Here is a 25,686-nt window from a genome sequence, read left to right on the forward strand (position 1 = left end):
TAACCTCGCATCATATCGTAACTCGCCGGTTCATTCTACAAAAGGCACGCTCTCACCCATTAACGGGCTCGAACTTGTTGTAGGCACACGGTTTCAGGTTCTATTTCACTCCCCTCCCGGGGTGCTTTTCACCTTTCCCTCACGGTACTGGTTCACTATCGGTCACTAGAGAGTATTTAGGGTTGGGAGATGGTCCTCCCAGATTCCGACGAGATTTCGCGTGTCTCGCCGTACTCAGGATTCTGCTAGGGCTCAAAAAAATTTTAAATACGAGGCTTTTACTCTCTTTGGCTTACCTTCCCAGGTAATTCTTCTATCCTTTTAAAGTCCCACGTCGCAGTCCTACAACCCCGAAAAGTAAACTTCTCGGTTTGCCCTCCTGCCGTTTCGCTCGCCGCTACTCAGGCAATCGCTTTTGCTTTCTCTTCCTGCAGCTACTTAGATGTTTCAGTTCACTGCGTCTTCCTTCTCATAACCTTAACAGTTATGGATACTAACCATTAGTTAGTGGGTTCCCCCATTCGGACATCTCTGGATCAGCGCTTACTTACAGCTCCCCAAAGCATTTCGTCGTTTGTCACGTCCTTCTTCGGCTTCTAGTGCCAAGGCATCCACCGTGCGCCCTTATTAACTTAACCTTATCTTTTACTAGTATATCTTAACTAGAAAAAACTCTTTAATACTTACAGCGTTTTCGGTTTATTTCTTGTTACTATTCTTACAATCAATTTCTTGATCGTGGAATTTGATATAGATATTCAATTTTCAATGGACAGTTTTTAGGATATCTCTATCCTAATGGAGCCTAGCGGGATCGAACCGCTGACCTCCTGCGTGCAAAGCAGGCGCTCTCCCAGCTGAGCTAAGGCCCCACAAGACCTCTCAAAACTAAATAAGACGTCCCTAACGTGTTCCTTTTCCTTAGAAAGGAGGTGATCCAGCCGCACCTTCCGATACGGCTACCTTGTTACGACTTCACCCCAATCATCTATCCCACCTTAGGCGGCTGGCTCCTAATAGGTTACCTCACCGACTTCGGGTGTTACAAACTCTCGTGGTGTGACGGGCGGTGTGTACAAGGCCCGGGAACGTATTCACCGCGGCGTGCTGATCCGCGATTACTAGCGATTCCGACTTCATGTAGGCGAGTTGCAGCCTACAATCCGAACTGAGATTGGCTTTCAGAGATTAGCTTGCCGTCACCGGCTTGCGACTCGTTGTACCAACCATTGTAGCACGTGTGTAGCCCAGGTCATAAGGGGCATGATGATTTGACGTCATCCCCACCTTCCTCCGGTTTATTACCGGCAGTCTCGCTAGAGTGCCCAACTTAATGATGGCAACTAACAATAGGGGTTGCGCTCGTTGCGGGACTTAACCCAACATCTCACGACACGAGCTGACGACAACCATGCACCACCTGTCACCGATGTACCGAAGTAAAACTCTATCTCTAGAGCGGGCATCGGGATGTCAAGACCTGGTAAGGTTCTTCGCGTTGCTTCGAATTAAACCACATGCTCCACCGCTTGTGCGGGCCCCCGTCAATTCCTTTGAGTTTCAACCTTGCGGTCGTACTCCCCAGGCGGAGTGCTTAATGCGTTAGCTCCGGCACTAAGCCCCGGAAAGGGCCTAACACCTAGCACTCATCGTTTACGGCGTGGACTACCAGGGTATCTAATCCTGTTTGCTCCCCACGCTTTCGAGCCTCAGCGTCAGTTACAGACCAGAGAGCCGCTTTCGCCACCGGTGTTCCTCCATATATCTACGCATTTCACCGCTACACATGGAATTCCACTCTCCCCTTCTGCACTCAAGTTCTCCAGTTTCCAAAGCATACATTGGTTGAGCCAATGCCTTTAACTTCAGACTTAAAGAACCGCCTGCGCTCGCTTTACGCCCAATAAATCCGGACAACGCTCGGGACCTACGTATTACCGCGGCTGCTGGCACGTAGTTAGCCGTCCCTTTCTGGTTAGTTACCGTCACATAATGGGTTTTCCACTCCCATTACCGTTCTTCTCTAACAACAGAGCTTTACGATCCGAAAACCTTCTTCACTCACGCGGCGTTGCTCGGTCAGGGTTCCCCCCATTGCCGAAGATTCCCTACTGCTGCCTCCCGTAGGAGTCTGGGCCGTGTCTCAGTCCCAGTGTGGCCGATCACCCTCTCAGGTCGGCTATGTATCGTCGCCTTGGTGAGCCTTTACCTCACCAACTAGCTAATACAACGCAGGTCCATCTCATAGTGGAGCAGTTGCCCCTTTTAAGTTCTTAACATGTGTTAAGCACTTTTATGCGGTATTAGCTATCGTTTCCAATAGTTATCCCCCGCTATCAGGTAGGTTACCTACGCGTTACTCACCCGTTCGCAACTCCTTAGACTAGTGCAAGCACCTGTCCTCAGCGTTCTACTTGCATGTATTAGGCACGCCGCCAGCGTTCGTCCTGAGCCAGGATCAAACTCTCTTTAATTTCTGTTTGTTCTGTCTCGTCTTTCTGTCGCTGACAGATTTATTTCTCGTTTCTTTGACGGGTAATATGTCTCCATATCACCCTCACGTTTGGTTCGTCTTATTCAGTTCTCAAAGGTCTTGCATCTCTTTCGAGACAACTATTTTATTCTATCAACTTCCTGACCGTTTGTCAACCCTTTTTTTAAAGTTTTTTCAACTGACTCCCTTGCAGATTCATCGCTGACAGCTTTATTAGTATACGATAGGTAAATAGTCTTTGTCAACTATATTTGCTAATTTTTTAAAAAAAGAGAAGGTAAGTAGTCTTAGGAAAGTTCTTTAAGTTCTAAAATGAAGTTAGCCACCTAAGGGTATCAAAAAACATCTCAGAGAGATATAATTGTCATCACCACAACAACAATTAGAAAGACTCTGAGATGCAAGACTATTATACACCAAAAAGTAAACAGTTGACACTAACTGAGCGTCGAATGATTGACCATTGGCTTCTAGAAGGACAGTCAAATCGTGAAATCGCTAGAAGATTAGCTAAAGCTCCTCAAACCATTCACAACGAAGTCAAACGCGGGCAAGTTAGACAACAAGTACGTCAGGGGAAATATGAACAAGTTTACTCTGCTGACTTTGCCCAAGATGTTTATAACAATAACCGTAAACGCTCCGTTAAACAGATGACTCTAACGAAGGAACTCAAAGAAAAGATGACTCACTACATCAAACAAAAATACTCTCCTGAGATGATGGTTAAGGCAAAAGGGATACCCGTTCCCATCTCCACCATTTACTACTGGATTCATCATGGACAACTAGGATTGACCAAGGCTGGCATGCTGTATCCTCGAAAGAATGTAGCTTCAAAAAAGCAAGCTAGCCCCAATTTTAAGCCGGCTGGAAAGTCTATTGAGGAACGACCAACGAGCATTAATAAGCGTGAGAATAGCGGTGATTTTGAAATTGATACGGTTATTCAAACTCGGGCAAAAAACGAGTGTCTACTGACGCTGACAGACAGAAAAAGCCGCTACCAAATCATCCGACTCATTCCAGATAAGTCGGCTAATTCGGTAAACAAGGCTTTGGAAGGGATTCTAAAAGATTATCCGATTCGCTCTATCACTGCTGATAATGGTACTGAATTTAGTCGCTTAGCAGAGATTTTTGACCCTGAAAACATTTACTATGCCCACCCCTATTCTTCTTGGGAGCGTGGAACTAACGAGAATCACAACAGACTCATTCGGCGTTGGTTACCAAAGGGAAGTAAAAATGCGACTCAACAACAAGTCGCATTTATTGAAAATTGGATTAATAACTACCCAAAGAAACCACTTGATTACAAATCTCCTAAAGAGTTTTTACAGACTGGCTAACTTGAACTTGAAATTTGGCGTGTGATAAACTATGAGCCTTTTGTGCCATATTTTTTCTCCTTTCGCTTTACAATTGGCTTGAACACCTTTATTGTATCGCGTTTGGAGATTTTGTATATGACATCTGATGTGCACCCGCATAGTGGGTGTTTTTTTGTTTCGCACCTTTGGAGCGAGACGGACTAAAGTCACTAATCATGACCACCCGTCTAACGGGTGGTTTGAACCGGGGCTATAAGCCCACATCACCAGCCAGCGCCTAAAGACGCTGGCTTTCACTTTGTTCAAGCCTCGCTGCTCTTGACTCGTCACTAGCCTCTTAAAGAGGCAGTTGTACTACTTGCCACTATCCCTAAAGGAATCCTCATATTCTTTCACACTCAACTTATCAAGTGCTATATCATGTTTTTCCTGCTCTTGAATATATTTCTTTATGGTGGCTTCATTGAGACCAACTGTACTCACGTAATAGCCCTCTGCCCAAAAATGTCGATTCCCAAATTTGTATTTTAAGTTGGCGTGTTTATCAAACATCATTAAAGCACTTTTACCTTTTAAATACCCCATGAAACTTGATACACTTATTCGTGGTGGAATGCTCACTAACATATGAACATGGTCTGGCATCAGATGTCCTTCTATAATTTCCACTCCTTTGTAACTGCATCATCGGCGAAATATCTCGCCTAAACTGTTTCTATATTGATTATAAATAACTTTTCGTCTATACTTAGGTGTAAACACAATGTGATATTTACACATCCACTTTGTGTGTGATAAACTATGTGCCTTTTGTGCCATATTATTGTCTCCTTTCGCTTTACAATTGGCTTGAACACCTTTATTGTATCGCGTTTGGAGATTTTTTGTATGACATCTGATGCGCACCCGCATAGTGGGTGTTTTTTTGTTTCGCACCTTTGGAGCGAGACGGACTAAAGTCACTAATCAAAAAAAGAGGAAAATCCTCTTTTTACAATTCTTTTTGATACTTTTTAATTTCTGCTTGGTTTGCCCAAACAAAGTGATTTGGTTTGATTTCAACCATTGATGGCTTATCTACGGTATAATCATGCTGATCTGGATTATAAACAACAAGTTCTTTTTGACGTTCTAAAATCGGATCAGGAATAGGAACGGCTGACAGCAGAGATTTTGTGTAAGGATGGATAGGATTATTAAATAATTCTTCTGTTTCTGCAACCTCCACAATAACCCCTTTATGAATAACCGCAATACGATCTGAAATGAATCGAACAACGGAAAGGTCATGGGCGATGAAAAGATAAGTGAGCCCTTTTTCTGCCTGCATTCTTTTAAGAAGATTTAGGACTTGTGCTCGAACAGAGACATCTAAAGCTGAGATAGGCTCATCAGCAATAACGAATTCAGGATTCATCACTAAGGCTCTGGCAATACCAATCCGCTGGCGTTGACCTCCCGAAAATTCATGTGGGTAGCGAGTCAGATGCTCTGACAGCAGGCCAACTTCAGTCATCATCGTCTTAATTTTTTCTTTACGTTCTTCCTCTGTTTTAAACAGATTAAAGTTATAGAGACCTTCCGAAATGATATAATCAACAGTTGCACGTTCATTTAAACTAGCAGCAGGATCTTGGAAAATCATTTGAATTTTACGTATCAGCTCATTGGCATCTGATTTGGATTTTCTACCATTAATTACTTTACCATCGTAAAGAATTTGCCCTGAACTGGTATCATTCAAGCCAATAATGGCCCGACCAATAGTTGTTTTTCCGCTACCAGATTCTCCAACTAAAGAGAAGGTTTCCCCTTTTTTAATGAAGAAATTGGCATTCTTAACCGCAACAAATTTTTTCTTTCCCTCTCCGAAGGAAATTTCTAGGTCTTTAACTTCGACTAACTTCTCAGACATTTCCTTCCTCCTGTCGTGACATCTTCTTTAAGATTTTTTGATGCAAATCTTGAATGACTTCTGGTTTTTGAACTTTTGGAGCCTCGGGGTGTAATAACCATGTTTTAGCCCAATGGGTATCAGAAACACTAATAGCAGGTGGTGTTTCTTCAAAATCCAAGACCATAGCATATTCTGAGCGAAGGGCAAAGGCATCTCCGATAATTGGCGAGTAAAGCGATGGAGGAGTTCCTGGAATGGAATAAAGTTCTCCTGATTCATTAGCTAATTGCGGTAAGCTTGACAATAGACTCCACGTATAGGGGTGGCGTGGGTCATAGAAAATTTCTTCAACGGTACCGAATTCGACAATTTCACCTGCATACATGACAGCCACTTTGTCTGCAATACTTGCGACAACACCTAAGTCATGTGTGATAAAGATAATGGTGAAATGATATTCTCGTTGAAGCGACTTCAATAACTCAATGATTTGAGCTTGAATGGTTACATCAAGGGCTGTTGTAGGCTCATCACAGATAAGAATATCTGGACGACAGGCTAAAGCAATTGCGATAACAATACGTTGACGCATTCCTCCTGAATATTCAAATGGGTAGTCTTCAAAACGTTTTTTAGCGTTTGGAATTCCTACTTTATTCATGTAATCAAGCGCCATTTCTTTTGCCTTGGCATGGCTTACTTTTTGGTGCTTAATAATCACTTCTGTGATTTGACTACCAATAGTTTTAATGGGACTAAGACTGGTCATTGGGTCTTGGAAAATCGTCGCAATCTTTGAACCACGGATTTTCGCCCACTCTTTATTTGTTTTTAAATCTGTCAATTCTTGTCCACGATAAACAATAGAACCATTGGCAATGCGTCCATTGGATTCTAACATTCCTGTAAAGGTCTTGGTTAAAACAGATTTACCTGAACCTGATTCCCCTACAAAAGCAAGCACTTCTCCTTCGACAAGTTCCAATGAGACGTTACGAATCGCCGTTAAAACACGATCCCGCACATCAAATTCCACCACCACATCTTTGGCAGTTAAGATTACATTATTTTCTTTTGTCATTTTAACTCCTATCTATGTGAACGTGGGTCACTGGCATCAGCCAAGTTTTGTCCGACAATATACAATGGTAACGATACTAAAATCAAAGTAACTAAAGGAATCCAGAAGAGGTAGGCATTTGTTGTTAAATTGCTTGAATAATTAGCAATCAAACGTCCTAGACTTGGAGTGGTAGTTGGTAAACCAATCCCAAAGAAGGATAAGAAGGCCTCAGAGGATACATAAACTGGTAGCATTTGTGACAACATGGTCATGATAACTGAAACCAATTGAGGTAGGAGGTTCTTAACAGCAATCTTGTACATTGGTGTTCCCAAGGTTTGACTAGCAAGGTTATATTCCAAATCACGGTAACGCAAAATCTGAACACGAATGGAGTAGGCAACACCAATCCAGCCAGTAATACAGAAAGCTAAAATCAAATTCCAGAAACCTGCACCTAATGAATAGGTCAAAACAATGATAATGAGCATGGAAGGGATATTTGAAATAACGTTATAAATTTCAATCATAACTTTATCAAATGCTTTGGAGACTCCCCAAATAGCACCTAAAATAACCCCAACGGTGACGTTAATCAGTGTTGCAATAACAGAAATTAAGATAGAGTTACGGGCACCATACCAGACACCATCAAATAAGGATTGACCATTTTTATCTGTTCCAAACCAATAGTCAGCATTTGGCCAAATATAGCGTTTTGAAAAGTCGTTAATATTGCTTACATCACCAAAGTCATAGTTAGCGAACATTGGGTAAATAAAACTCATCAATAAAATTGTCACTAAAATCATTAACATGAAAATCGTTGATTTTTTAGAGAAAAATTGACGGAATACTGACTTCCAATAAGAATAAGCTGGGGCATCAATTACTTCGGAGGCTCTACTATCGCGCTCAACAAATCGAAATTTAGATTTATCAATCGTTTCCATTACTTACCTCCTTTTTTAGTTGATAATTTAATACGTGGATCGACAAGTGTCATAGCAATATCTCCTAGTAAGAGTGAGATAATTGACAAGACGGTAAAGATAAAGGTTAATCCAACAATCATTGAGTTGTTGGCTGATTTAATAGAATCAATCAACATTTTACCCATACCCGGGAAGGCAAAGACAGTCTCTGTTAAGGTTGCTCCACCGATGGTAAGAATAATACTTGCCGGAATCCCTGACACAATTGGGACCATAGCATTTTTAAAGAGATGCCCTCTGTAAATTTCAGATTCTGACAACCCTTTTGAGCGCGCAAAACGCACCCAGTCACTGGCCTGAAGGTCAACAAGGTAGCGACGGAACCAGATAACTGTAGTTGGAATATTTAAAATTCCTAAAATAAGGGCTGGTAAAATATAAGATTTAGGGTTAGATGCTCCAAGCATTGGGAAACTATCTGGTAAACCAACCATGCTTCCTAGGAAGCGAACAACATAGATCACAGCAATACTTGGTAAAGCAAGCATGAAGGTCATGGTTGCTGTTGAAAAACGGTCAAAGTAGGTATTTTTAAAGCGAGCCATAAATAAACCAAGTGGTAAACCAACAATATAGGAAAACATAACGCCAAAGAATCCAATAACAAATGAATTATGAATCATTGAAGGATCCACATAATTATTAATAGTTTTAGTGTAGGAATCTCCCTTACCATAATTTACCTTGGTAATATCATCCAATGATTTTGGATTTTTGTAGCTACGGCTATAAATATCCACTGACGATTTCTTAGTTACACCTGATGGGAAGGTCACATCTTGAAGAGCTGTTCGACCTTGTCCTTGTGAAATGACTTGAAGAACTGGAATGTTACTGTATGTTGGGTAAGATGTTCCTAAGTTTAGGGTAACGAAGTTTTGGTGAAGATAAGGAAACTTACCGTTAGCATAGACAAGGTATTTGTGTTGTGTCCCTGACCCCACTAAAGCCCAACCAATCGATTTATCATTTTCAAGACGAATATATCTGGCTAAATTAGGATTGTCCTCGTCTTGGATCTTCCAAGGGTGGTCAATAACAACTAGGTTTGAGAAGAAGTTCCAAACACGTTCGTAAATAGGAATATGACGAGTAGCATAAAATTTTTTGCTGACAGGGAAGCGTTTTAACTGCCAACCATTGCCAAGCGAATCAATATATTTCTCATAAATAGCCTTGTTAGCACTAGTGGCTTCTGTTGTTACACTACTATCTACTTTAGAAGCATTATCTTTCAATTCTTTGCTTGAAAAGTAATTAATATACCCCATACGTTGGAAGGTTAAGTTTTCGTAATCAGCCTTTTTGTCTGGCGTCGTCGTCATCTTATTGTAGTTAGGATCTTGTTTAAAGATAAGACCGACAGGGACTAGAGTATATACGATGGTGTATGTTAAGGCCGTTACCAAAACTACCGACACTAACGATCGTAAGATACGGTTTAAGATGTATTTTTTCATAGTTATCCTCAATAGTTCAAAAGAACTTTCTCAATTAAACGAGAAAGTTCTGTTTGAACATCGTTTTATTTTTCAACGTGATCAGCTAATTTCTCAGCATATTCTGCGTTTGACTTAGCCTTTGCTTTCAACCATTTTTCTTTTGCTTTTTCGTATTGTTTTGCTGTGACAGGTTTGTCTTGAAGTTTCATTCCTTTGTAATAATATACAGAAGCAGGACCTTTAGCACCTGCCCAGGCAAAGGCACCGCTAAATGGAACAGCTTTAGTAACTCGAGGAGTGCCACCCAATGCCACAACTGGAATATCTACAGCACTATCAGTAAGGTAGGCTTGTGCTTTTGCGTAAGCCTTGTAGCGCGCATCGTTGTCGTCTGTAATCGCTGCTGCTTCATCAAGTAAAGTTTGGTAGGTATCAAGGCCTGCAGCTGCCACAACATCTTTGCTTTCACCTGCTTTAATTCCAAGTTTTTGGATAACAGATCCACCATCCACTGGACTCATGATGTCAAGGTAGGTACGTGGGTCTTGGTAGTCTGGACCCCACCATGATGAAATGATGTCGTAGTCTTGTTGTTCTGGGGTCTCAGCATAGAAGCCTTGGGCTTCGTGAGTTGAGGTTTCTGTTTCAAGAACATTGACAATGACATTTTCTTTACCAAGAGATGCTTCAACGGATTGTTTGAAAGATTGGGCTTCCTGAACAGTTGCTGCGTTTGCTTGGTCAACAGGGTAATCTAATTGAACTGGGAAGGTTACCCCTTCAGCTGTAAGAGCTTCTTTGGCTTTTGCAAACTCAGCTTTTGCTTTTTCTGGATTATAAAATCCATCTTGAGCATCGTCTAAGTTAACGTCTTTCCACTCATCACCCATAGTAGCAAGGTCTTTTTCAACTTCTGAACCAAAGTCATTTTCCCCAATTGTCACAAAAGTTGGTGGCACAAGCATGTTACGTAAGGCTTTTGTTTTGGCATCTTGACCTGCAGTTTGTGCTTGGAATGACGCACGGTCGAAGGCAAACTGGATAGCTTGACGGAAGTCCTTGTTGTTAAGAGCTTTCTTACCAGCATCTTGTTGTGCAGGGTCTTTCTTAGTGTTTTTGAAGGAAGTACGGTTCAAGTTCCATGTTAAATGACGAATATCACCAGTCAACATGCCATAAGTAATGTTATCAGCATAGTTTTTCTTAGCTGATTTGTAAGTAGGGTCATTTGGATAAAGTCGTGCAACAGTGAACTCACCCTTGTCAAAGTTCTTGTAGAAAGAGCCTGGGTCTGAACCATCTGAGTAAGTCAATTTAACAGATTCTATCCCAACATTCTTAGCATCCCAGTAGTTTTCATTTTTATGAAATTCCATAGATGATTTTGAGGTGAAGGCACTCAAGAAGTAAGCACCGTTAACTAGGATTGACGATGGGTCTGTTGTTCCAAAATCTTTACCTTGTGATTTCAAGAATTTTTCATTGACTGGGAAAAGAACACTGTAAGTTGTTTTGGAGTTCCAATAACTTTCAGGTTTGTTCAAGGTGTATTGAACGGTTTTGTCGTCAAGGGCTTTAACACCAACCTCTTTGAAATCGACTTCACCATTTTTATAAGCTTTTAGGTTTTTGATGGAATCTTCAACAACATATAAAGCTTCAGACTTGCCATCCACTGCGTGTTTAAGACCAGTCACAAAATCTTCTGCTGTTACAGGTGCGTATTCTTCACCATCAGCAGTGTACCAAGAGACACCATCACGAAGGGTGTAAGTATAGGTTAGGCCATCTTTTGAAACTTTCCAATCTTTAGCAAGTGATGGTACCAAGTTACCATACTTGTCATTTTCCAAAAGACCATCGACCATTTGCGTTGCCACATCAGTTGTTCCGCCACCATTAGACAAAATATAGTCCAATGATTTTGGATCATTAACAAAAACATATTTGTACGTTTTTGTCGCATCTGAACCACCTGAAGCATTTTTACTACCGCAGGCTGCTAAAACGGATACTGATAATACCGCAACACCTAGAGTTGCTAACCATCTACTTTTCTTCATAAAAGTCACCCCTAAACTTTATTTTTCATTTTTTGGCTAATTGCTAAATGAAATTGTTAATTGAAAACATTATATCATAAAACTTTCTTAAAGAAAATAATGTAGCAAAAAATTATCTGAATATTTCGTAGAATTTTCCTCATTTTATTCTTTTTCTTTCGTGAAGCTTCTGCAAAGCCTTTTATTATTGGATTGTTAATTATTTTAATGAAGCTTCCTACTCTCATGATAGCGTTTTATTATTTCGTTTTTCTTTTTAAAGCTCTTCTCTGACTTGGAGGTGAGATATGGTATAATTAAAAAAAGATACTTGATAAGGATAGATAAGATATGATAAAACGTTTGTTTTTCTTGCTGCTAATCAGTCTAGCTTTGGGAACTGGTTCTGTAAAAAGTGACGATTTTTCAGTAGCTGCTAAGCACGCTATTGCTGTCGAAGTGGACAGTGGGAAAATTTTATACGAAAAAGATGCCAATGAAGCTGTTCCTGTCGCTTCGATCAGTAAACTCTTAACCACCTACTTGGTCTACAAACATGTTGCCGATGGCAAACTAAAGTGGAGTGACCCCGTAACCATTTCAAACTACCCCTATGAGTTGACTACTAACTATAGTATCAGCAACGTTCCTCTTGATGCTCGGAAGTACACGGTCAAAGAACTTTTAACGGCTTTGATTGTTACAAATGCTAATAGCCCTGCTATTGCTTTAGCTGAAAAAATTGGAGGAACTGAACCTAAGTTTGTTGATAAAATGAAAAAGCAACTGAGAGACTGGGGAATTTCGGATGCTAAACTAGTCAACGCCACAGGCTTACCAAATCATGTTTTAGGAGAAAATAGTTATCCTAAAACCGTGGCTGAAGATGAGAATCTCTTTAGTGCCACTGATCTTGCTATTGTCGCAAGACATCTCCTGCTAGAATTTCCAGATGTCTTAAAGCTGACCAGTAAGCCATCTGCTACTTTTGCTGGGCAAACCATTTATAGTTACAACTATATGCTCAAGGGAATGCCTTATTACCGCGAGGGGGTTGACGGTCTTTTTATTGGGTATTCCGAAAAAGGCGGTGCTTCTTTTGTTGCTACCAGTATCGAAAATCAGATGAGAGTAATCACAGTCGTTTTAAATGCTGAGCATAGCCAAGGTGATGATTTAGCTGTTTTTGGGGCTACCACTCAACTTCTCCAATACCTCTTGACAACTTTCCAGAAAGTCCAACTTCTTAGTAAGGGTAAAGAGGGACAAATCAAGCCATTGCCTATCTTAGACAGTCCTCATAAGACCGTTCAACTCGTTGCTCAAAAAAACTTATCGCTTATCAAACCAGCTAATAGTAAGCTTAAAAAGGCGTTTCATATCACCAAAAAAACAGATACCCCAACTGCTCCTCTAAGGAAAGGACAAGTCTTAGCCAAGGCTACCCTCCAAGATCCACACTTAATCGGAAAAGGCTATCTTGGTGAAACGCCGTCTGTCAATCTGGTTGCTCAAAAAAATATTTCTCAAAGCTTCTTTTTAAGGGTTTGGTGGAATCATTTTGTACGTTACGTCAACCGTTCTTTGTAATTTTCTACTATTAATATAATATCAACTGGAGAATTTACGCTTTCTTCAGTCTTTTTTTTAGTTTTATGAGATTCTTCAATGAGCAAACCAGCCTGTATAATTTCCCTAAAAAGGCTTTCCGTTGTATTAGTGAAGTGATATAATAAAATTGCATAATATTTAAAGGAGCCTAAAATTGACCAAAAGAATTCTATTCACTATTGTCACCTTGATTTGTTTTTTAATAATGCCTGTCAGCCACGCTGAAGATGTCATAGATATCACAAGGCGAGCTGGTTATACGATTAGCGAGGTAAATCGACCTAAATCTTCCATTGTTATTGATGCAACAAGTTCCGATATTCTTTGGCAAGATAATATTGATATTCCCAGAGATCCTGCTAGCATGTCTAAAATGTTTACTCTTTACATTTTGTTTGAGGAGCTGGCTAAGGGTAAAATTACCATGGATACCACTATCACGGCTACCGAAACCGATCAAGCTATTGCCAAAATTTATGAAATCAGTAACAATAATATCGTAGCTGGCGTAGCATACCCTATTCGTGATCTCATTACTATGACAGCTGTCCCTTCTTCAAATGCAGCGACAGTTATGATTGCTAATTACCTATCCAATAATGACGCCTCTGCTTTTATTGATCGGATTAATGACACTGCCAAAAAATTAGGCATGACCAATACGCACTTTTCAAATGCTAGTGGAGCAGTAGCCCAAGCCTTTCAAGGCTATTACAATCCAACAAAATATGACTTGTCAGCTTCCAATGTCACGACTGCTAGAGATTTAGCCAAACTCCTCTATTTTTTCTTAAAGAAATATCCTCAAATTATCGAATTTACCAATAAATCTGTCGTCCACACCATGGTGGGCACCCCTTATGAGGAAGAATTCCATACCTATAACCATTCTCTTCCTGACAATCAATTTGGCATGGAAGGTGTGGACGGCTTAAAGACAGGTTCAAGCCCTAGCGCTGCCTTCAATGCTATGGTAACTGCCAAGAGAGGCAAGACTCGACTCATTACCATTGTCATGGGGGTAGGGGATTGGTCTGACCAAAATGGTGAATTTTACCGTCATCCCTTTGTTAACGCCTTAACTGAAAAGGGCTTTGCTGATAGTAAAAACCTGACAAAAGCAGCTCGTAAGAAGCTAGAAAAATTGGTTCCCAAAAAGGCAACCAAAACAACTCCTAAGCAACACCGCCTCAAAAAGGCTAATAATCATTCCGCTTTAGAAAAGGTTGAAGAGTTTATTCACCACAATCAGACCTTCCTACTCATTTGTCTAGGAATTTGTATGGTCATTATCATCTTACTTGCCCTTATCGCCTTTATGATGGGGCGCTCATAACTATTCTTTTTATAAGCCCCCTACTTTTTACAGTAGCAAGGGGCTTTTCTTATGGTTTTCTTCCTCAACTAGCTCTAACCAAACTCAACAGAGACCTAGCTTAACTGTGCTTTACCGGTCAAAAAAACAACTTAAAAGGAGCTGGGCAAAAAGTCCAACTCCTAATTTTATTTAAGCTAGAATTGCAAGACACAGTGGTTGATTGGCATCTTTGTCCCCTTTTCTCTGGACTGCCCAGTGAAAAAAAAGGGGGGTATGAAATGTAATGATAAATTCAAGTCAAATGCAGTGAAAATGTATCGTTCTGGTAAATGGATTGAGATGCCAGAAGGTATTGGCCAAAAAACAACTTAAAAAACTAACCTCTCTGGGTTAGTACTTCAACTTAAGGAAAATCCTATCCAAAAGGGTTTCTCACTGGATAGGAGAAACGAGATTAGCCGACAGAACCTTCCATTTCGTAGGAAATCAATCGATTGAGTTCGACCGCGTATTCCATCGGTAATTCTTTGGTAAAAGGCTCCACAAATCCCATGACAATCATCTCTGTTGCTTCACTTTCTGATAAGCCACGGCTCATGAGATAGTAGAGTTGTTCTTCAGAAATCTTAGACACTTTGGCTTCATGTTCTAAAGCTACCTGTGAATTGTGAATTTCATTAAATGGGATAGTATCTGATTTAGAGATATCGTCCATCAAGATGGTATCACATTCAATATGGGAGACGGATTTTTTAGATTGCTTGTTAAAGGTCACTTGACCACGATAATCTACTTTACCACCAGACTTGGCAATTGATTTTGACACGATTGATGACGATGTGTGCGGAGCGTTGTGAATCATCTTAGCCCCTGTATCTTGGTGTTGCCCTGCATTAGCAAAAGCAATAGACAGCATGGTGCCACGCGCACCTGGCCCATCAAGGTAAACGGAAGGGTACTTCATGGTAGTTTTAGCTCCTAGATTGCCATCAATCCACTCCACTGTTGCATTCGTAAGGGCGCGTGCACGTTTTGTCACTAGATTATACACGTTGTCTGACCAGTTTTGAATGGTGGTATAACGCATGTATGCACCGTCAAGCGCGAAGATTTCAACGATAGCAGCATGCAGACTGTTACTTGAATAAGTGGGAGCCGTACACCCTTCAACATAATGAACACTTGCCCCTTCATCAACAATAATCAATGTCCGCTCAAACTGACCAGTATTTTCATTGTTAATGCGGAAATAAGTTTGCAGGGGAATATCTACCTTAACCCCTTTAGGAACGTAAATAAAGGTGCCACCAGACCAAACAGCTGAATTGAGAGCTGCAAGTTTGTTATCTGTTGGTGGAACCAGTTTGGCAAAGTATTGTTTGAACAAATCAGGATATTCTTTGAGGGCTGAATCGGTATCGGTGAAAATAATTCCCAACTTCTCAAATTCGTCCTTCATGTTGTGATAAACCACTTCAGACTCATATTGGGCTGAAGCCCCTGCTAAATAAGCACGTTCTGCTTCTGGAATCCCAATACGTTCAAACGTTTCTTTGATTTTATCAGGAACATCATCCCAAGAACGAGCTGGCTTATCCGATGCTTTTTGGTAGTAGATAATATCATCGAAATTAATATCAGACAAATCTGCTCCCCAGGTTTGCATTGGCATTTTATTAAAGGTTTCTAGTGATTTCAAGCGGAATTCCAACATCCATTCGGGTTCATTTTTAGCAGCTGATAATTCCCGAACAACCGCCTCACTCAGTCCCTTCCCCGTTGAATAAATAGGCTCTACATCATCATGAAATCCAAATTGGTAGTCCCCTAAGTCGATTGGCTTTGGCTCTACTTTCTCATTTATATCAGACATCTTTATCTTCCTTTACATTTTAGTCAGTGAGGTGCTGAGCATCGTCACTTCGTTGGACGGCTTCCTTGAGAGCATTCCAAGCTAGGGTAGAGCATTTGATACGCTGCGGAAATTTAGCAACTCCCGCCAATAATTCTGCTTCACCTAGCTCTTTTTGAACAGGATTTTCCTGTCCTTGTACCATCTCTGAAAAAATATCAGCTAGCGCAAGAGCTTCTGCTTTGCTTTTACCAATAACAACATCTGTCATCATGCTTGATGAAGCTGTAGAAATGGTACAGCCATTGCCTGCAAAAGCAATATCTTCAATTTTATCTCCGTCAAACTTAACGGTCAAAGAAATCACATCACCACAAGTAGGATTATTCAGTTGAACAGCCTCTACGCCATCTAGCTGTCCATGATGATGTGGATGCTTTGCATGATCCGCTACCACAGTCATGTACAGATGATTCAATTTAGAGAGTGCCATCGAAAAAATCCTTTGCTTTTAGAATTGCTTCAACCAAGCGGTCACAATCCTCCTTGGTGTTATAAAGATAGAAACTTGCTCTAACAGTTGCTGGAACTGCTAAATAATGAAGAAGGGGTTGGGCGCAGTGGTGGCCCGCTCTTACCGCAACACCTTCATAGTCCAAGGCTGTCGCCAAGTCATGAGGGTGCAAATCATCCAGATTAAAAGAAATCAGACCAGATCTTGCACCAGGCTGGCTTGGTCCATATATGGTAAGCCCTTCAATAGCTTCTAGTTTAGGCAAAACATAGGCTATTAGCTCTGCTTCGTGCGCATGTATATTAGCCATTCCTAGTTTTTGAAGGTAAGAAATAGCCATACCTAAACCAATAGCTCCTGCAATATGGGGTGTCCCCGCTTCAAACTTCCAAGGTAATTCTTTCCAAGTAGCCTCTTGTTCGTAAACAAAGTCAATCATTTCTCCACCAAATTCAAGAGGCTCCATTTGATTCAAAAGTTCTTCTTTTCCGTAGAGAACACCCAAACCTGTTGGCCCCAACATCTTATGAGCTGAAAAAGCGAAGAAATCACAATCCAAGTCTTGAACATCGATAGCCAGGTGCGGAACCGATTGGGCACCGTCAACAACAAGATAGGCTCCCTTAGCATGTACCAATTTGGCAATTTCTTTAATTGGATTGATACAGCCAAGAACATTAGAGACATGGGCTAGGCTAACAAAGCGTGTTTTTGTCGTCAATTTGTTTGCCAAATCGTCCATGTCAAGTTGACCGTCTTTTAAATAAACATAGGCTAACCTTGCTCCTGTTTTTTGACAGGCTTGTTGCCAAGGAATGATATTGGCATGATGCTCCATAATCGAAATCAACACCTCATCTTCTGGTGTCAAGACCTGCTCTGCAAACCGAGCAACCCAATTCAAACTGGTTGTTGTTCCTCTGGTGAAGAGCACTTCCTTGCTTGATTTGGCATGAATAAAGTCAGCAACCTGCTGGCGACTGGCCTCATATTTGTGAGTTGCACGTTCAGCCAAGGTATGAACTCCTCGGTGGACATTAGCATTATCTTCTTGGTAATAGGCTTGTAAAGCCTCAAGGACAACCGCCGGTTTGTGTGTGGTGGCGGCATTATCCAAATAAACAAGGGGTTCATCATTGACTTGCTGGTTTAAGATTTGAAAGTCTTGTTTGATGTCTTTTGCGTCTAGCAATATTAACCTCTTTCTTTTTAGCAGTAGGTCTTAACGATTGAGCAATTTCTCATCTAAAACCTTAATAATCTCTTGGCGTACTGATGAAATAGGAATTTCAGCGATAACCGCTCCTAGGAATCCTCTAATAACCAATCGTTCTGCTGTTTCTTGATCCAGTCCTCGACTCATCAAGTAATACATATCTTCAGGGTCAACCTGACCGATAGAAGCAGCGTGGCCTGCTGTCACCTCATTTTCATCAATTAGGAGGATTGGATTAGCATCAGCTCTAGCTTGGTCAGAAAGCATCAAAACACGACTTTCTTGTTGGGCATCAGCTCCCTTGGCACCTTTGAGAATATGACCAATCCCGTTAAACGTTAATGTGCCACGTTCCAAAATCACACCATGCTGTAAAATATGACCGACCGTATGTTGACCATAGTTGGTCACGCGCGTGTCAATACCTTGTACCTGACGACCACTTGATGCTGCAACGACTTTCAAATCAGCTTGTGAGCCTTGACCAATCAAATCACTATCAAAATCAGCAATGACATTGCCTTCATTCATAACAGCTAAGGCCCACTCAATATTGGCAGCCTTAGCTAAATGCCCACGACGGCTAATATAGGTTGTCACTGAGGAGCCTAGACGGTCTATAGCCGAGAATTTAATCTGGCTGCCTGCTTGAGCAATCACTTCTACACTGATATTAGCGCTGGCCTTTTGACTGGCATTGCCGATGGACTCAAAGCGTTCTAAATAGGTAAACTTACTTTCTTTTCCAGCAATCACAAGCACATGTTTATTAAAAGGAACGTCACTGTCACTATCTTGCAAGAAAATAGCTTCAATGGGTGCTGCGATTTCTAAGTGGTCTGGAACATAAAGCACTGCTGCACTGTTAAAATAAGCTGTGTGGTAAGCTGCTAATTTATCTTCATCAAAAGCTAATGCCTGACCAAAATGCGCTTCAATTACCTCTGGGATTTCTTCAAGCGCTGTGTAGAAATCGGTAAACACAACTCCCTTGTCAATTAATGCCATTGGTAGCTGTTCTAAGACTGTTTGCGTCCCCACCTGAACAAGGGTCGGGTTATCTCCAATAGCTATAAAATCTGGAACACTAGCTAGACTTTCATTTTCTGTTAAGCTACCGTCCCCTAGATTCCAACGGTGAAATTTAACCCTTTCGATGGTTGGTAACTCCAAATCTGGTATGGCTGCCAAAGCCGCTAAACGCCGTTCTTGTAGCCAAATAGGTTCAGCGTGGGCTTGCGAAAAAGCCACTAGTTTTTCTTTTGTCATCTCTTAATCCTTTGTCTCTGGTTTTTAAGTGGGTCACGAATAGAACTAGCACCTAAAGAACTAAACAAGAGCTAGGCCAGTTCTCTCTCAAGACCTATTTAAATATCTTCCTTGTACTCGATGCCTAATTCTTCTGCGATACCTGCATAGCCTTCTTTTTCAAGGCGAGTGGCCAAGGTAGCATCACCAGACAAGACAATACGACCATCCATCATCACATGGACAAGGTCTGGCGTGATGTAATTCAGCAAGCGTTGGTAGTGAGTAATAATCATCGCGCCAAATTCTTTGTCACGCATCTCATTAACCCCTTTTGAAACCACTTTTAGGGCGTCAATATCAAGACCGGAATCAATCTCATCTAGCAAAGCAAACTTAGGTTCTAACATGAGTAATTGAAGAATTTCATTGCGTTTTTTCTCACCACCTGAGAAACCTTCATTAAGGTAACGCTCTGCCATTTCTTCTTTCATACCTAATAGGGCCATCTTCTCATCAAGCTTGGTGATAAAGTCTCGGACAGAAATCTTATCTTCATCTGCCTTGCCGACGTTCATTGCTGCACGCATAAATTCGGCATTAGTGATTCCTGGAATTTCTGATGGGTATTGCATGGCTAGGAAAAGTCCCAGCCTCGCACGCTCATCAACTTCCAACTCGAGAATATTGACACCGTCCAGCAAAATCTCCCCTTGGGTCACTTCATAGTTGGGATTTCCCATAATAGCCGCTGAAAGGGTGGACTTCCCGGTCCCATTAGGTCCCATAATGGCTGCAATTTCACCTGTTTTAAGTGTCAGATTAACCCCTTTTAAAATCGCTTTATCCTCTATCGAAACATGCAAATTGTTAATTTCAAGAACTGACATGATATACCTCTTATTTTCTCTGTCATTTGTTACTATATTGAGCAAGGAATGGCATAACCATCTTTGCTTTTGCCTTAACGGCCACTATCTCTATTATAGCAAAAAAAGCCCTACAAGGCTTTTCTAGCGTTTCAATTCATGTCTTTCTTTCCACTTGAGAAGAGTCGCTTGGCGGTAATCACTATTCCCAATAAATTTCAAGAGATTAAACAGAGGCGTCCGCTTTTCGCCCCAAATCTCCAGACCTTCGATAAAAACTTCTAAACCAAATAAGAGTCCTAACATCAATAGAACACCCCCTACACGACTAGATACATTTAAAAGTAAGGAAATGAGTGAAAAAAGCATAGCAATACCATAAACCACTAAAACAGCCCCTCGATGGGTAAATCCCATTGATAAGAGTCGATGATGCAGGTGCATCTTATCTGGCTCGTAGAATTTTTGACCTGATAAACTACGCCGAATAATAGCCACGATGGTATCCATAATTGGCACCCCAAGAATAATCACAGGTGTTACCACAGCTACCGCCGTTGCATTTTTCAAGCCTTGAAGAGATAAGACCCCAATCATGAAGCCAATAAAGAGAGCTCCTGTGTCCCCCAGATAAATAATAGCTGGGTGGTAATTATAGGGGAAAAATCCTGCAATAGCAGCAATCAAGACTAAAATCGTTACCGTCAAAAAGAAGTCTGTCTGAGGCAAAAAGAAATAAGAGACAATAGCCATCGTTACCAGACTAATAATGGAAACCCCACTAACCAAACCATCTAAACCATCAATTAGGTTAATGGCATTGGTAATGGAAATAATCCACAAGACTGTCAAAAAAAAGGTCAGAAAAGGACCGAAAGCTAAGAGGGGACCTCCAAAAGGAATCTTAAAGCTATCAAACTTAAAATCGGTAAAAGCCCAAATGATGATAGCTCCCACTACAATTCCCAGCATCTTTAATTTAGGGCTTAATTCATACAAATCATCCAAAAATCCTGTGACGGTGATAACCATAGCACCAATAACAACTGGTAAAATGTAACTGAAGTAGGTCTGACCACCAAAAATGGCGCCTTTAGAAGCAATCGGCATTAGTCCCAAGCTTGCTACTAAAAAGGAAGTAAAAACAGCTAAGCCGCCACTTGTTGGCATAGGTACCTTATTGACCCTTCTGGCATTGGGATTATCCACTGCACCCACACGAAAGGCTAAAAAGCGGACAAGAGGGGTTAAGCATAAGGACATTAACAAAGCTCCTATCAGAACGAGGACATAATCTATTGTAAATGAAAACATACTATTTTATCCCAACTCAATCTTTCGTAATTGCTCAACAGCGCCATCTAGAATCAATTGTAAGCCATGCTCTTGCAAGTAGGCTCTTGTTTTTGACCCAGGGGTTGCATACTCAATTAACCTTGCATACATAACATTCGCAAAATATGACGGCTGCTGTTGAACGTCCAATAAAATGGTCATGTGGTAACGGCTGTCACCCTTGTATAATTCTGAAGCTTCAATAGGGAAATCAATGGTTTTGGCGAAGGTTATCGCCTCTGGAAGGGTATCAAAGTCCAAAACATAGTGCACATAATCCAATGGTTCTGGATCGACCTCATGCGTTTCATCTGTTGCCTCAGCCTGACCAGTTAAGGTTGCTTCGACCACGTCTTCCATGATTTCTTCAATTTTTTCCAATTTCTCATGCGCATTGACATCCCCTTTTTCACGCATGGATTGCTCCAAACTTTTGAAAAAATCTTCAGGTGTCATTTGAGAAATATCACCCAAATCTGCCAAATCTTCAAAGTTAAGCTCCTTATTAAGCTCAGATTTGGTTACAAAAACATCTAGCCGGTCTTTTCTTGGTGTTACTCGAAAACTAAGCATGCCACTATCTTTAAAATTATCTGGAAGATCTAGTTCATCCATAACAGAATAAAAGAACTCTTCCGTTTTTTCTTGGGGAATGAGAAAATCTTTTAACTCCATTCCTCTTTCTTCTAAATCATCCATACTAATTGTTATTTTCAGCGTTGTCTCGCTAATTTGTTTCATTTCCATTATCAATACCTCGCACGCGTAGTCATTTTATTATACTAGAAATGCCGTAATTTCGCAATTTATGACTAAGCCCCTTCTAATAAGAGGAAGTCAAAAGCGACAATCCCCAAGGTCTGCCGCCATATCATAAACACTATGTCATTTTAAAAAATAAATTTAAAGAAACTATAAATAAGTAAAAGACTTCCTAACACAATACGGTATTTCCCAAAAATAGTGAAATCATGTTTCTTAACATAATCTGTCAAGAACCTAATCGCCAATAAACTAACCACAAAGGCGGTCAGGCTAGCCACTAAAAGAATAAGGGCCTGTGCAAAGCCAAGATGATACCCATCAAGGAAAAATTTCATAACCTTTAAGCCACTGTATCCAAACATAGTTGGGACAGCCAAAAAGAAAGTAAAATCAGCGGCCACTGTTCGACTAGTACCTAGAATGATAGCTCCTAAAATGGTTGCTCCTGAACGGCTAGTACCAGGCACAATACTCAAGACCTGAAAACAACCAATCAGAAAAGCCGTTTTATAGGTCATCCGAGAGAGGTCTTTAATCTGAGGTTCTACCTGAGCATTTCGTTTTTCAATCCAGATAAAGGCAATCCCATAAACAATAAGGGCAATAGCAATTGGTATCATAAAATAGAAATGAGCCTCAAACCAGTTATCAAGAGGAACTGCTATTAGAATAGAGGGAATACAAGCAATCACTACCTTTAACCATAATTGCCAAGTGAGTTGAACTTCCCTAGCCGTTTTTCCTGGCTGAAAAGGGTTCAAACGTTCAAAATAAATCAACATAACCGCAAGAATGGCTCCCAATTGGATAACAATATTGAACATTTCTGTAAATGCCTTATCTTGGTTTAAGCGAACAAATTCCTGCACTAAGATGAGGTGACCGGTGCTTGAAATTGGCAACCATTCTGTGATTCCCTCTATAATGCCAAAGAAAATGGCTTTAAGCAATTCGATAATTAACATGTTTTCTTATATTTATATTAGTGGATAGCTCCCGCTAGTATAAACCCTTTCTTTAATTATTTTTTAGATTTGTTTTATACTTAGTTCAGCGCTAGTGATGCTATAATCAACATTAGCTGCTTTTACTCCTATCCCTATAAGGCTGAAGCAGAGCCCAAGCATCATCAGAGTTTTTCATGACAACACCCTCTTTCTGCCCTCATTTTACCATATTTTAAAGAGATGACAAAACCTAAACCAAACCTTTCCGTTTTATTTTTACTCATTTTTTTGAATATTTTTTCATAATTTAGCCTATTTTTCTGAGAATATATTGAAATAGGATGCAAATTGCTGTAAAATAGGTCTGAATAGTATTTTTGAAACAGGAGACCTATATGAAAAAGCTAATCCTTAGCTGTTTGGTTGCCTTGGCCCTTCTTTTTGGAGGAATGAGCCAGGCTCAAGCAGACCAATATTTAAGAGTCGGAATGGAGGCAGCTTATGCCCCTTTTAACTGGACTCAAGATGATGCTTCAAATGGGGCTGTTCCTATAGAAGGAACTAGCCAATATGCCAACGGTTATGATGTCCAAGTCGCTAAAAAAATCGCTAAGGCCATGAACAAAGAATTACTCGTTGTTAAAACTTCTTGGACAGGTTTAATCCCAGCATTAACTTCTGGAAAAATTGATATGATTGCTGCTGGAATGAGCCCTACAGAAGAACGCAAAAAGGAAATCATCTTTTCAAACAGTTACTACACTAGCCAACCTGTTTTAGTAGTTGCTGCCGATGGGAAATACGCTGGCGCTACTAGCATTGATGACTTTCCTGAGGCAAAAGTTACTGCCCAGCAAGGTGTTTGGCATGTCAACCTCTTAAATCAACTAAAAGACGCTAAATTGCAAACTCCAATGGGAGACTTCTCTCAAATGCGTCAAGCCCTCACTTCAAATGTTATTGATGCTTATATTTCTGAACGACCTGAAGCCATGACTGCTGAAGCAGCCAACAGCAAATTCAAAATGATCGTGCTAAAAAAAGGGTTCACTGTTTCTGAATCAGACGCTGCTATCGCTGTCGGAATGAAAAAAAATGACAATCGCATTGCCACTGTCAACCAAGTGCTTGAAGAGTTTTCTCAAAATGATCGTATGGCTCTGATGGATGATATGGTTACCAAACAACCTATGGAAAAGAAAGCTAGCGACGCTAAACCATCATTCCTAAGCCAAATGTGGACTATCTTTAAAGGTAACTGGAAACAGTTCTTACGCGGAACAGGCATGACCTTACTGATTTCTATGGTCGGGACCATTACAGGTCTCTTCATTGGATTATTAATCGGTATTTTCCGTACAGCTCCTAAAGCTAAGCATAAAGTAGCTGCCTTTGGACAAAAACTCTTTGGCTGGTTCCTCAATATTTATATCGAAATTTTCCGTGGCACACCGATGATTGTTCAATCTATGGTTATCTACTACGGAACAGCCCAAGCCTTTGGTATTTCAATTGACCGTACCCTAGCAGCTATTTTTATCGTTTCCATCAATACTGGTGCCTATATGAGTGAAATTGTCCGCGGAGGTATTTTCGCTGTTGATAAAGGCCAATTTGAAGCAGCGACTGCTCTTGGGTTTACTCACAGTCAAACCATGCGTAAAATTGTGCTGCCACAAGTTGTTCGCAACATTTTACCAGCAACAGGTAACGAGTTTGTCATCAACATCAAAGATACTTCTGTCTTGAATGTTATTTCTGTTGTGGAACTTTACTTCTCAGGAAATACGGTAGCTACACAAACTTATCAATACTTCCAAACCTTTACGATTATCGCCATTATCTACTTTGTCCTTACCTTCACGGTGACACGTATCCTTCGTTATATTGAACGTCGTTTCGATGCCGATACGTACACCACTGGAGCAAACCAAATGCAGGTTGCGGAGGTCCCAAATGTCTAACCCAATTATTGAAATCAAAAACCTCAAAAAATCTTATGGAAACAACGAAGTACTCAAGGATATTTCCCTTTCTGTTAACAAGGGAGAAGTGATTTCCATTATCGGTTCTTCTGGTTCTGGAAAATCAACCCTCCTGCGCTCAATCAATCTGTTGGAAGAGCCAAGCGCCGGTCAGATTCTTTTTCATGGCGAAGATGTCCTTGCCGAACACTACAACTTGACCCACTACCGTGAAAAATTAGGCATGGTTTTTCAATCCTTTAACTTGTTTGAGAACCTCAACGTTTTAGAAAACGCCATTGTCGCTCAAACCACTGTTCTCAAAAGAGACCGTGCAGAAGCAGAGCACATTGCCAAGGAAAACCTCAATGCAGTTGGCATGACAGAACAGTACTGGCAAGCCAAACCAAAACAATTATCTGGCGGTCAAAAACAACGGGTAGCCATTGCCAGAGCCCTATCTGTTAATCCAGAAGCCATGCTCTTTGATGAACCAACATCAGCTCTTGATCCTGAAATGGTTGGCGAAGTTCTCAAAACCATGCAGGACTTGGCAAAATCAGGTTTGACCATGATTATCGTTACCCATGAAATGGAATTCGCTCGTGATGTCTCCGACCGTATCATTTTCATGGATAAGGGCTTGATTGCTGAAGAAGGAAGTCCCCAACAAATTTTCGAGAATCCTACACAAGATCGTACCAGAGAATTTTTACAGCGCTTCTTAAAATGATCGAAGAACCCAACTGCTTTCATATCAGTTGGGCCTTTTTTCAATTC

18 protein-coding genes, 1 tRNA gene, 2 rRNA genes and 1 pseudogene (1 of these 22 only partly in view) are annotated in these 25,686 nt (G+C 40.8%); 5 read left to right on the forward strand and 17 right to left on the reverse strand.

The window, feature by feature from the left end; translation table 11 throughout:
* From EL097_RS00990 to EL097_RS01000, 3 genes are all read right to left on the reverse strand, one after another.
* Positions 1–638, reverse strand: a 23S ribosomal RNA gene (locus EL097_RS00990); it reaches 2,265 nt to the left of the window's first position.
* A 161-nt stretch (positions 639–799) separates the two neighbouring features.
* Positions 800–872 (reverse strand) — tRNA-Ala (locus EL097_RS00995).
* 53 nt (positions 873–925) lie between these two features.
* Positions 926–2,474 (reverse strand): 16S ribosomal RNA (locus EL097_RS01000).
* The 16S and 23S rRNA genes sit together here with 1 tRNA gene alongside, the layout of an rRNA operon.
* 418 nt (positions 2,475–2,892) lie before the next feature.
* Here EL097_RS01000 and EL097_RS01005 point away from each other — a divergent pair.
* Positions 2,893–3,846, forward strand: a complete 954-nt coding sequence (locus tag EL097_RS01005) for an IS30 family transposase (RefSeq protein WP_003046689.1) — start codon at positions 2,893–2,895, stop codon at positions 3,844–3,846.
* Positions 3,847–4,182: 336 nt separating this feature from the next.
* On the opposite strand, the pseudogene tnpA reads toward EL097_RS01005, so the two are convergent.
* The 6 genes and pseudogenes from tnpA to EL097_RS01040 form a co-directional block, all read right to left on the reverse strand.
* Positions 4,183–4,647 (reverse strand): annotated as a pseudogene (tnpA, locus tag EL097_RS01015) (IS200/IS605 family transposase).
* Between the two features lie 172 nt (positions 4,648–4,819).
* Positions 4,820–5,743 (reverse strand): ATP-binding cassette domain-containing protein, encoded by a 924-nt coding sequence (locus tag EL097_RS01020; protein ID WP_003046685.1) that lies wholly within the window; start codon positions 5,741–5,743, stop codon positions 4,820–4,822.
* On the reverse strand, positions 5,736–6,806 hold the full coding sequence (locus EL097_RS01025) for an ABC transporter ATP-binding protein (protein ID WP_003046682.1): 1,071 nt from the start codon (positions 6,804–6,806) through the stop codon (positions 5,736–5,738). Before EL097_RS01025 ends, EL097_RS01020 begins: the two co-directional genes overlap by 8 nt.
* Positions 6,807–6,814: 8 nt before the next feature.
* Complete coding sequence (gene oppC / locus EL097_RS01030) at positions 6,815–7,741, reverse strand: oligopeptide ABC transporter permease OppC (RefSeq protein ID WP_003046679.1); 927 nt, start codon at positions 7,739–7,741, stop codon at positions 6,815–6,817.
* Positions 7,741–9,243, reverse strand: coding sequence for an ABC transporter permease (locus EL097_RS01035; protein ID WP_003046676.1), 1,503 nt, complete (start codon positions 9,241–9,243; stop codon positions 7,741–7,743). The genes oppC and EL097_RS01035 overlap by 1 nt, the downstream gene beginning before the upstream one ends.
* 65 nt (positions 9,244–9,308) lie before the next feature.
* Complete coding sequence (locus EL097_RS01040) at positions 9,309–11,288, reverse strand: peptide ABC transporter substrate-binding protein (RefSeq protein WP_099983240.1); 1,980 nt, start codon at positions 11,286–11,288, stop codon at positions 9,309–9,311.
* A gap of 330 nt (positions 11,289–11,618) precedes the next feature.
* Here EL097_RS01040 and pbp3 point away from each other — a divergent pair, with 330 nt between their 5' ends.
* Positions 11,619–12,857, forward strand: coding sequence for a D-alanyl-D-alanine carboxypeptidase PBP3 (gene pbp3 / locus EL097_RS01045; RefSeq protein WP_003046669.1), 1,239 nt, complete (start codon positions 11,619–11,621; stop codon positions 12,855–12,857).
* 175 nt (positions 12,858–13,032) lie between these two features.
* Entirely contained in the window at positions 13,033–14,214 is a 1,182-nt protein-coding gene (locus EL097_RS01050; protein ID WP_003046666.1) for a D-alanyl-D-alanine carboxypeptidase family protein, read from the forward strand.
* Between the two features lie 436 nt (positions 14,215–14,650).
* On the opposite strand, the gene sufB is transcribed toward EL097_RS01050, so the two are convergent.
* The 8 genes from sufB to EL097_RS01095 all read right to left on the reverse strand — a co-directional run bounded on the left by sufB (position 14,651) and on the right by EL097_RS01095 (position 22,960).
* A complete protein-coding gene (sufB, locus tag EL097_RS01060; RefSeq protein ID WP_003046659.1) occupies positions 14,651–16,069 on the reverse strand; it encodes a Fe-S cluster assembly protein SufB in 1,419 nt (472 codons plus the stop codon).
* 19 nt (positions 16,070–16,088) lie between these two features.
* Complete coding sequence (gene sufU / locus EL097_RS01065) at positions 16,089–16,541, reverse strand: Fe-S cluster assembly sulfur transfer protein SufU (protein WP_129544907.1); 453 nt, start codon at positions 16,539–16,541, stop codon at positions 16,089–16,091.
* Positions 16,528–17,754, reverse strand: coding sequence for a cysteine desulfurase (locus tag EL097_RS01070; protein WP_003046653.1), 1,227 nt, complete (start codon positions 17,752–17,754; stop codon positions 16,528–16,530). The genes sufU and EL097_RS01070 overlap by 14 nt, the downstream gene beginning before the upstream one ends.
* 30 nt (positions 17,755–17,784) lie before the next feature.
* A complete protein-coding gene (gene sufD, locus EL097_RS01075; protein WP_003046650.1) occupies positions 17,785–19,047 on the reverse strand; it encodes a Fe-S cluster assembly protein SufD in 1,263 nt (420 codons plus the stop codon).
* Between the two features lie 98 nt (positions 19,048–19,145).
* Positions 19,146–19,916 carry a Fe-S cluster assembly ATPase SufC gene (sufC, locus tag EL097_RS01080; RefSeq protein WP_129544908.1) on the reverse strand — a complete coding sequence of 257 codons (771 nt, stop codon included), beginning with the start codon at positions 19,914–19,916 and terminating at the stop codon, positions 19,146–19,148.
* Positions 19,917–20,039: 123 nt separating this feature from the next.
* On the reverse strand, positions 20,040–21,209 hold the full coding sequence (locus EL097_RS01085; RefSeq protein ID WP_039994771.1) for a glycosyltransferase family 4 protein: 1,170 nt from the start codon (positions 21,207–21,209) through the stop codon (positions 20,040–20,042).
* A gap of 6 nt (positions 21,210–21,215) precedes the next feature.
* Positions 21,216–21,977, reverse strand: a complete 762-nt coding sequence (mecA, locus tag EL097_RS01090) for an adaptor protein MecA (protein WP_003046641.1) — start codon at positions 21,975–21,977, stop codon at positions 21,216–21,218.
* Positions 21,978–22,120: 143 nt separating this feature from the next.
* The gene (locus EL097_RS01095) at positions 22,121–22,960 is read right to left on the reverse strand and encodes an undecaprenyl-diphosphate phosphatase (RefSeq protein ID WP_003046638.1); all 840 of its coding nucleotides are present in this window, start codon (positions 22,958–22,960) and stop codon (positions 22,121–22,123) included.
* Between the two features lie 377 nt (positions 22,961–23,337).
* Here EL097_RS01095 and EL097_RS01100 point away from each other — a divergent pair, with 377 nt between their 5' ends.
* Together EL097_RS01100 and EL097_RS01105 are read left to right on the forward strand one after the other, a co-directional pair.
* A complete protein-coding gene (locus EL097_RS01100; RefSeq protein WP_003046635.1) occupies positions 23,338–24,906 on the forward strand; it encodes an ABC transporter substrate-binding protein/permease in 1,569 nt (522 codons plus the stop codon).
* Entirely contained in the window at positions 24,899–25,639 is a 741-nt protein-coding gene (locus EL097_RS01105; protein ID WP_003046632.1) for an amino acid ABC transporter ATP-binding protein, read from the forward strand. Before EL097_RS01100 ends, EL097_RS01105 begins: the two co-directional genes overlap by 8 nt.
* The last annotated feature ends 47 nt before the right edge of the window (positions 25,640–25,686 follow it).

It is taken from the genome of Streptococcus canis (assembly GCF_900636575.1).
Taxonomy (GTDB): Bacteria; Bacillota; Bacilli; order Lactobacillales; family Streptococcaceae; genus Streptococcus; species Streptococcus canis.